We start from the raw sequence: 6,217 nt of genomic DNA on the forward strand, positions 1-6,217 counted from the left end.
TGTCGTTCTTCTGGGCGATCGGCATGAACTTCTTCATGGAGGTCGCCAAGATGCGCGCGGCCCGCGCGCTCTGGGCCCGGCTGGTGCACCAGTTCGACCCGCAGAACCCCAAGTCGCTGAGCCTGCGCACCCACAGCCAGACCTCCGGCTGGTCGCTGACCGCCCAGGACGTGTTCAACAACGTGGGCCGGACCTGCATCGAGGCGATGGCCGCGACCCAGGGCCACACCCAGTCGCTGCACACCAACGCCCTCGACGAGGCCATCGCGCTGCCGACCGACTTCTCCGCGCGGATCGCACGCAACACCCAGCTGCTGCTGCAGCAGGAGAGCGGCACCACCGGCACGATCGACCCCTGGGCCGGCTCCTACTACGTCGAGCGGCTCACGCACGACCTCGCCGAGCGCGCCTGGGCGCACATCCTCGAGGCCGAGCAGGCCGGCGGCATGGCGGCCGCGATCGAGCAGGGCATCCCGAAGATGCGCATCGAGGAGGCGGCCGCGCGCACCCAGGCCCGCATCGACTCCGGCGCCCAGAAGGTCATCGGCGTCAACACCTACCGGCTGGCGACCGAGGACAAGCTCGACGTCCTCAAGGTCGACAACGACGACGTCTACCGCCAGCAGATCGCCAAGCTCGAGCGGCTGCGCGCCGAGCGCGACGCCCACGAGGTCGAGCGGACGCTCGAGGCGCTGACCAACGCGGCCGCCGCCGGCCAGTCCAGCAGCCTCGACGGCAACCTGCTCGCGCTCGCGGTCGACGCCGCCCGCGCCAAGGCCACGGTCGGCGAGATCTCGGCCGCCCTGGAGAAGGTCTACGGACGCCACCAGGCCGTCATCCGTACGATCAGCGGCGTGTACCGCGCAGAGGCAGACGAGGCCGGCGACGCCGCCGTCGCGCAGGTGCTGGCCGAGACCGAGGCGTTCGAGGAGGCCGAGGGACGCCGTCCGCGCATCCTGGTCGCCAAGATGGGCCAGGACGGTCACGACCGCGGCCAGAAGGTCGTCGTCAGTGCCTTCGCCGACCTCGGCTTCGACGTCGACGTGGGGCCGCTGTTCTCGACGCCCGAGGAGGTCGCCCAGCAGGCCGTGGACGCCGACGTCCACATCGTGGGTGTCTCCTCGCTCGCAGCAGGTCACCTGACCCTGCTGCCCGCGTTGAAGCAGGCGCTGGCCGACCAAGGCCGCCCCGACATCATGATCGTGATCGGTGGCGTGATCCCGCCCGACGACGTCCCGACGCTGCTGGAGATGGGGGCCGCCGCGGTGTTCCTGCCGGGCACCGTCATCGCCCAGTCGGCGCTCGACCTGCTGGCCCGGCTGCGCGAGCAGCTCGGCCACTGATGCCGGACGTCGCCGCCCTCGTCGAGGGCATCCGAGGTGGCATGCGCGCCTCGGTGTCCCAGGCGATCACGCTGGTCGAGTCGACCCGGCCGCAGCACCGCGTCCAGGCTCGCGAGCTCCTCACCGAGCTCGCGGGCGAGGGCCGCGGCGCGGTCCGGGTCGGCATCTCCGGCGTACCGGGCGTCGGCAAGTCGACGTTCATCGAGGCCCTCGGCACGAGGCTGACGGCCGCGGGGCACCGCGTCGGCGTGCTGGCGGTCGACCCCAGCTCCGTGCGCACCGGCGGGTCGGTGCTGGGCGACAAGACGCGGATGTCGCGGTTGTCGCAGGACCCGCGGGCGTTCATCCGGCCCTCCCCGTCCGCCGGCACCCTCGGCGGCGTCGCGCGCGCGACGGTGCAGGCCATGGCGGTCCTCGAAGGGGCAGGGTACGACGTCGTGCTCGTGGAGACCGTCGGGGTCGGCCAGTCCGAGGTGACCGTGGCCGGGATGGTCGACACGTTCTTGTTCCTCACCCTCGCCCGCACCGGCGACCAGCTGCAGGGCATCAAGAAGGGCATCCTCGAGATCGCGGACGTGATCGCGGTCAACAAGGCCGACGGCGACCGGCAGGTGGAGGCCCGGGTCGCGGCGCGCGATCTCGCCGGCGCGCTCCGGCTGGTGCGCGGCCACGGGGAGTGGGCCCCTCCGGTGGTGACCTGCTCGGCGCTCGACGACACCGGCGTCGACGAGGTGTGGGAGCGCGTGCTCGCCCACCGGGACCACCTCGGTGTCGACGGCCTGGCCCACAAGCGGGCGCTGCAGCAGCTGGACTTCACGTGGGCCCTGGTCCGCGACGAGCTCGACCAGCGGTTGCGGCACTCGCCGGGCGTGCGGGCGATCCGGGCCGAGGTCCGCGAGGCCGTGCTGTCCGGCGACCTGCCCGCCACGGTGGCCGCCGATCGGATCCTCGCGGCCTTCGACGACGGCCGCTGAGGCCCTTGCGACGGGCGCCCTGGCTGGTCTGGACCGCCGGATGACCCGGACGGGCCATTTCTGCGCGTCCTGACGCGGCGTCCCGTTCCCGGGGGACAGCCGACCCGTGCGATCGGGACGCCGGGACCTCCATAGTGGCGCGCACACCCGACCCACCACGGAGGAACCATGCGTCGCACGACCACGATCTCGACCGCGGCAGCAGCCCTCGCGCTGCTCGGCACCGCGCTCGCCCCGGCGGCTCACGCCGCCACACCGGAGGACGTCGTCGGCGGCCTCGTCAGCCCGCTGAGCGTCGCGGTCGCGGCCGACGGCACGGTGTACGCCAGCCAGAACTTCGCCAGCATGATCACGAAGGCGGTGCCCGGTGCCGAGCCCGAGGTCGTCTTCGCCGACGAGGGCCAGCGCGAGATCGGGGCGCTCTCGATCGACGGGGACGTCCTCACCTTCGCCGCCACGGCGCAGGGCGGTCCGCCGAGCGCGGCCGTCTACACGCTGAGCGCCTCGGGCCAGACGCAGATCGCCGACCTGTGGGCCTACGAGAAGGCGAACAACCCCGACGGATCGCGCACCTACGGCGTCAAGGGGCTGTCGAAGTCGTGCAAGGCGGACATCCCCAAGAAGCAGCGGGCCTGGGTGCTGCCGTACAAGGGCTTCAAGGAGTCGCACCCGTACGCGACCGCGATCGCCGGTGACACGACGTACGTCGCCGACGCGGCGGCCAACGCGATCTTCGCGATCACCGACGCCGGCGTGAGCACCACAGCCGTGCTGCCTGCGGCGCAGGTCAAGATCACCAAGAAGATCCGGGCGGCGTTCAAGCTCCCGCGCTGCACCCAGGGCAAGGTCGTGCGGACCGAGGCGGTGCCGACCGACGTCGAGGTGGGCCCTGACGGCAACCTCTACGTCACCTCGCTGCCCGGCGGCCCCGAGGACCCGGCGATGGGCTCCAACGGTGCTGTCTACCAGGTGGTCCCCGGCACGCACGCCGTCAAGAGGATGGGTGGCGGGCTGACCAGCCCGACCGGCCTGGCGATCGGGCCCGACGGCACCGCCTACGTCTCGATGCTGTTCGCCAGCACGGTGCTCGCGATCCCGCTGGGCGGCGAGCCGACGCCGCTCGCGCAGGTCCCGCTCCCCGGCGACGTCGAGTACCACGACGGGTCGCTCTACGTGACCGAGACCGACCTGATGAGCTCCGGGGGAGACCCGGCCGGCAAGGTCGTGCGGATCTCGCTCGCGGCGACGGACTGACGCCGGACCTGCACCGGCCGACGGTGCGGACGGAGTTGGTGTCGGCAGGTTTGGCCGCCGGAGGGGGTGGGCAAGAGGACGTTCGTCCGACAGTCGTTCCCTTCAGGAGTGATCATGACCCAAGGCACCATCTCCGTCTCGCACGGTGATATCGAGGCACAGGCCAAGAACCTGGCCCAGATCAAGAACCAGCTCGAGCAGATCCTCACCACGGCCAAGAGCCAGGTCGACCAGCTCCGCGAGTCGGGCGGGTTCAAGAGCTCGGCCGGTGACTCGTTCAACACGACGTACGAGGAGTGGACGACCGCGAACATGAAGAGCGTGGGTCTCCTCGAGGAGATGTCGACCTACCTCACCAAGGCGTCGGCGGCCTTCGCCGACATCGACTCGGCCTACACGATCAAGTGAGTGCGCCCGGGCCCCGGCCCGGCGCTCCTGGAGTCGTCACTGTGATCTCGGGGGACCGATTGTCGCCCGTACGTCCACGCCCCACCCCGGCCCGGCTCCGCCGTGCCGGGGTGGGCGCGTTGGTGACGGGGGCGCTCCTGCTGGCGACCGGCTGCTCCGGCGGCGACGCGAACGGGGCGGACGAGCCGACGTCCGGCGCCTCGCTGACGCTCGGTGCCGAGTCGGGCAGCCCGAGCGCCGACCCGGTCGACGACGAGGCGACGCTGCGCAAGCTCGTCACGACCTACGAGCGCGTGGACGCCGAGGCCGACGAGGCCGGCAACACCGACCCGGCGGTCTACGACGGCATCCTCTCGCCCGAGTTCGCCGACCTGCTCGTCGACAACATGAAGACCTACATTCTCGGCAAGGGGCTGCGGGTCCTGGGGCAGTACCACTACCGCACCAAGTCCGTGGACGTGAGCGGCGACCGGGCGACGCTCACGGTCTGCAACGACGGTCACGCGTTCTTCGTGGTGAAGAAGTCCCAGAAGACCATCGGCAACGGCGACCGCGGACAGTGGAGCCGCCTCGCGACGTACACAGCCGAGCGCACCGCCGACGGGTGGGTGCTCACCGGCATGGAGGAGAAGGAGGAAGCATGCTGACCACCGCGCCGTCGCAACCGACCCGGCGCCCGATGCTCGCCGCCTCGGCGGCAGTGCTGCTGGCCGTGCTCACCGCGCTCCTGCCCGGCCTCGGCGCCGCCCCGGCGGCCGCCGACCCCATCTGCGGCTACGACGGTGCGGGCCAGTACCACTGCACGGATCCGGGCACCCCCGGGGACCCCGGCGACCCGGGCGACTCCGGCGGCGGGTCGAACCAACCGACCTGCACGCTGGGCGGTGAGTACACCTTCTGCGTCGGCACCAGCGCCTGCTACTACGACGACTGGCACCCGCCGTTCAAGATGCCCGAGGGGCCCAAGCCCAGCGAGGACGCCCAGCCGATCATCCGCTGGTGCCTCCCCGGTGGCTACGGCGTGTTCGGCCCTCCGGCGCCGACCATCATGTGGCAGGGCGCGAACGAGCCGCAGCCGCCCACCCTGGCCGAGCAGGCCGAGACCGCGATCGGGCAGCTCGACCTGGCCCTCCCGGCCCTGCGGACGAGCCCGACCGAGCGCACGGTCGTCAACCTGCCCACGTGGTACTGGCTCGACGGCGCCGACTCCGAGCAGGTCGGCACCTCTGCGTTCGGACTGCGCGCCATCGCCACGGTCCGCGACATCACGGTCGACACCGGCGAGGGCTCGATCACGTGCCCGTGGGTCAGCAGCTCCTCCGCGGCCGAGCAGTCCTGCTCCTACACCTACGACCGCGCCTCCCGTGACGGATCGGCCACGTGGCAGGGCCGCCCGGCGTACGAGGTGTCCGCGAGCGCGACCTGGACGCTGCGCTTCGAGATGGACGGGGTCACCATCGTGATCCCGGGCGCTCCCAGCGTCCTCGACGGGCCGTCCAGCACCGCCATCCTCCGGGTCGACGAGGTCCAGAGCGTGGTGACGGGCACGAGGTAGAGGAAGGGCCGAGCCGTGGATCTCGCTGACCCCGACCGGCTCGAGGCACTCGCCGGTGTGCTCGAGGCGCGGGCCGAGGACGTGCGAGAACGGCGACAGCAGTTCCGATCCGCGGTGGCCGCGGTGCCCTGGACGTCTGCGGGCGCCGCGGCCTACCGCGCGAGGTGCGACGAGCTGAGCGCCGACCTGCTGCGCAACGCCGACGACCTCGACCGCGCCGCCGCCGACCTGAGGGCGCACGCCAAGGCCGTGCGCGAGCGGATCGCCTGGATGCACGACATGGTGGCGCGGTTGCGCGACGAGGCCAGGGAGGCCTGGGATGCGGCCGACGGCGCGTTCGAGTGGACCGCGGACCGCGCGTCGGACGCCTGGAACACGGTGCGCGGATGGCTGTGATCCGGCTCGACTCCGCACGACCTCCGCGGACCGCCGCCGCACGCCGTGTCGAGATCGGCGTCGCGGGGCTGGTCGCCCTGGGCGAGGCCGCCCGGGCCTCGGGTGTTCCTGGACCGCCGCCCGACCTGGTGCGTGGGGGTGGACAGCCGGCGTTCGCCCTCGTCGACCCCACGCCGGAGATCGACCGGGCACGAGCCGAGCTGACCGAGCGCGGCGTGCTCGCCGAGGGTGCGCCCGCCCCGGCGGTGGCGGCGAACCTGCATGCTCTCGCGACGTCGCCCCGTCGC

8 protein-coding genes are annotated in these 6,217 nt (G+C 72.3%); all 8 read left to right on the top strand.

The genetic code is table 11. The annotated features are described in order from the left end of the window. On the top strand, window positions 1-1,343 hold a 1,343-nt coding region (locus tag Q0L15_RS10600), incomplete at its 5' end, for a methylmalonyl-CoA mutase family protein (protein ID WP_296604216.1). After that, a complete protein-coding gene (gene meaB, locus Q0L15_RS10605) occupies window positions 1,343-2,317 on the top strand; it encodes a methylmalonyl Co-A mutase-associated GTPase MeaB (protein WP_296604218.1) in 975 nt (324 codons plus the stop codon). The genes Q0L15_RS10600 and meaB, both read left to right, overlap by 1 nt. A 168-nt stretch (window positions 2,318-2,485) precedes the next feature. Then, the gene (locus Q0L15_RS10610; protein WP_296604220.1) at window positions 2,486-3,571 is read left to right on the top strand and encodes a ScyD/ScyE family protein; all 1,086 of its coding nucleotides are present in this window, start codon (window positions 2,486-2,488) and stop codon (window positions 3,569-3,571) included. A 114-nt stretch (window positions 3,572-3,685) separates the two neighbouring features. Further along, window positions 3,686-3,979, top strand: coding sequence for a WXG100 family type VII secretion target (locus Q0L15_RS10615; protein WP_296604221.1), 294 nt, complete (start codon window positions 3,686-3,688; stop codon window positions 3,977-3,979). Between the two features lie 122 nt (window positions 3,980-4,101). Next, a complete protein-coding gene (locus Q0L15_RS10620; RefSeq protein WP_296604223.1) occupies window positions 4,102-4,626 on the top strand; it encodes a hypothetical protein in 525 nt (174 codons plus the stop codon). Beyond that, window positions 4,620-5,534, top strand: a complete 915-nt coding sequence (locus tag Q0L15_RS10625; protein ID WP_296604224.1) for a hypothetical protein — start codon at window positions 4,620-4,622, stop codon at window positions 5,532-5,534. Before Q0L15_RS10620 ends, Q0L15_RS10625 begins: the two co-directional genes overlap by 7 nt. Window positions 5,535-5,549: 15 nt before the next feature. Then, the gene (locus Q0L15_RS10630) at window positions 5,550-5,930 is read left to right on the top strand and encodes a hypothetical protein (RefSeq protein ID WP_296604226.1); all 381 of its coding nucleotides are present in this window, start codon (window positions 5,550-5,552) and stop codon (window positions 5,928-5,930) included. After that, a partial coding sequence (locus tag Q0L15_RS10635; protein ID WP_296604227.1) for a hypothetical protein occupies window positions 5,921-6,217 on the top strand: 297 nt, incomplete at its 3' end. The genes Q0L15_RS10630 and Q0L15_RS10635, both read left to right, overlap by 10 nt.

The sequence above is a fragment of the Nocardioides sp. genome, from assembly GCF_024509035.1.
Classification (GTDB): domain Bacteria; phylum Actinomycetota; class Actinomycetes; order Propionibacteriales; family Nocardioidaceae; genus Nocardioides.

Bases quoted from the DNA above. Each gene is read 5' to 3' on its own strand.
- meaB (WP_296604218.1), top strand. From the start codon at position 1,343: ATGCCGGACGTCGCCGCCCTCGTCGAGGGCATCCGAGGTGGCATGCGC.
- Q0L15_RS10610 (WP_296604220.1), top strand. From the start codon at position 2,486: ATGCGTCGCACGACCACGATCTCGACCGCGGCAGCAGCCCTCGCGCTG.
- Q0L15_RS10615 (WP_296604221.1), top strand. From the start codon at position 3,686: ATGACCCAAGGCACCATCTCCGTCTCGCACGGTGATATCGAGGCACAG.
- Q0L15_RS10625 (WP_296604224.1), top strand. From the start codon at position 4,620: ATGCTGACCACCGCGCCGTCGCAACCGACCCGGCGCCCGATGCTCGCC.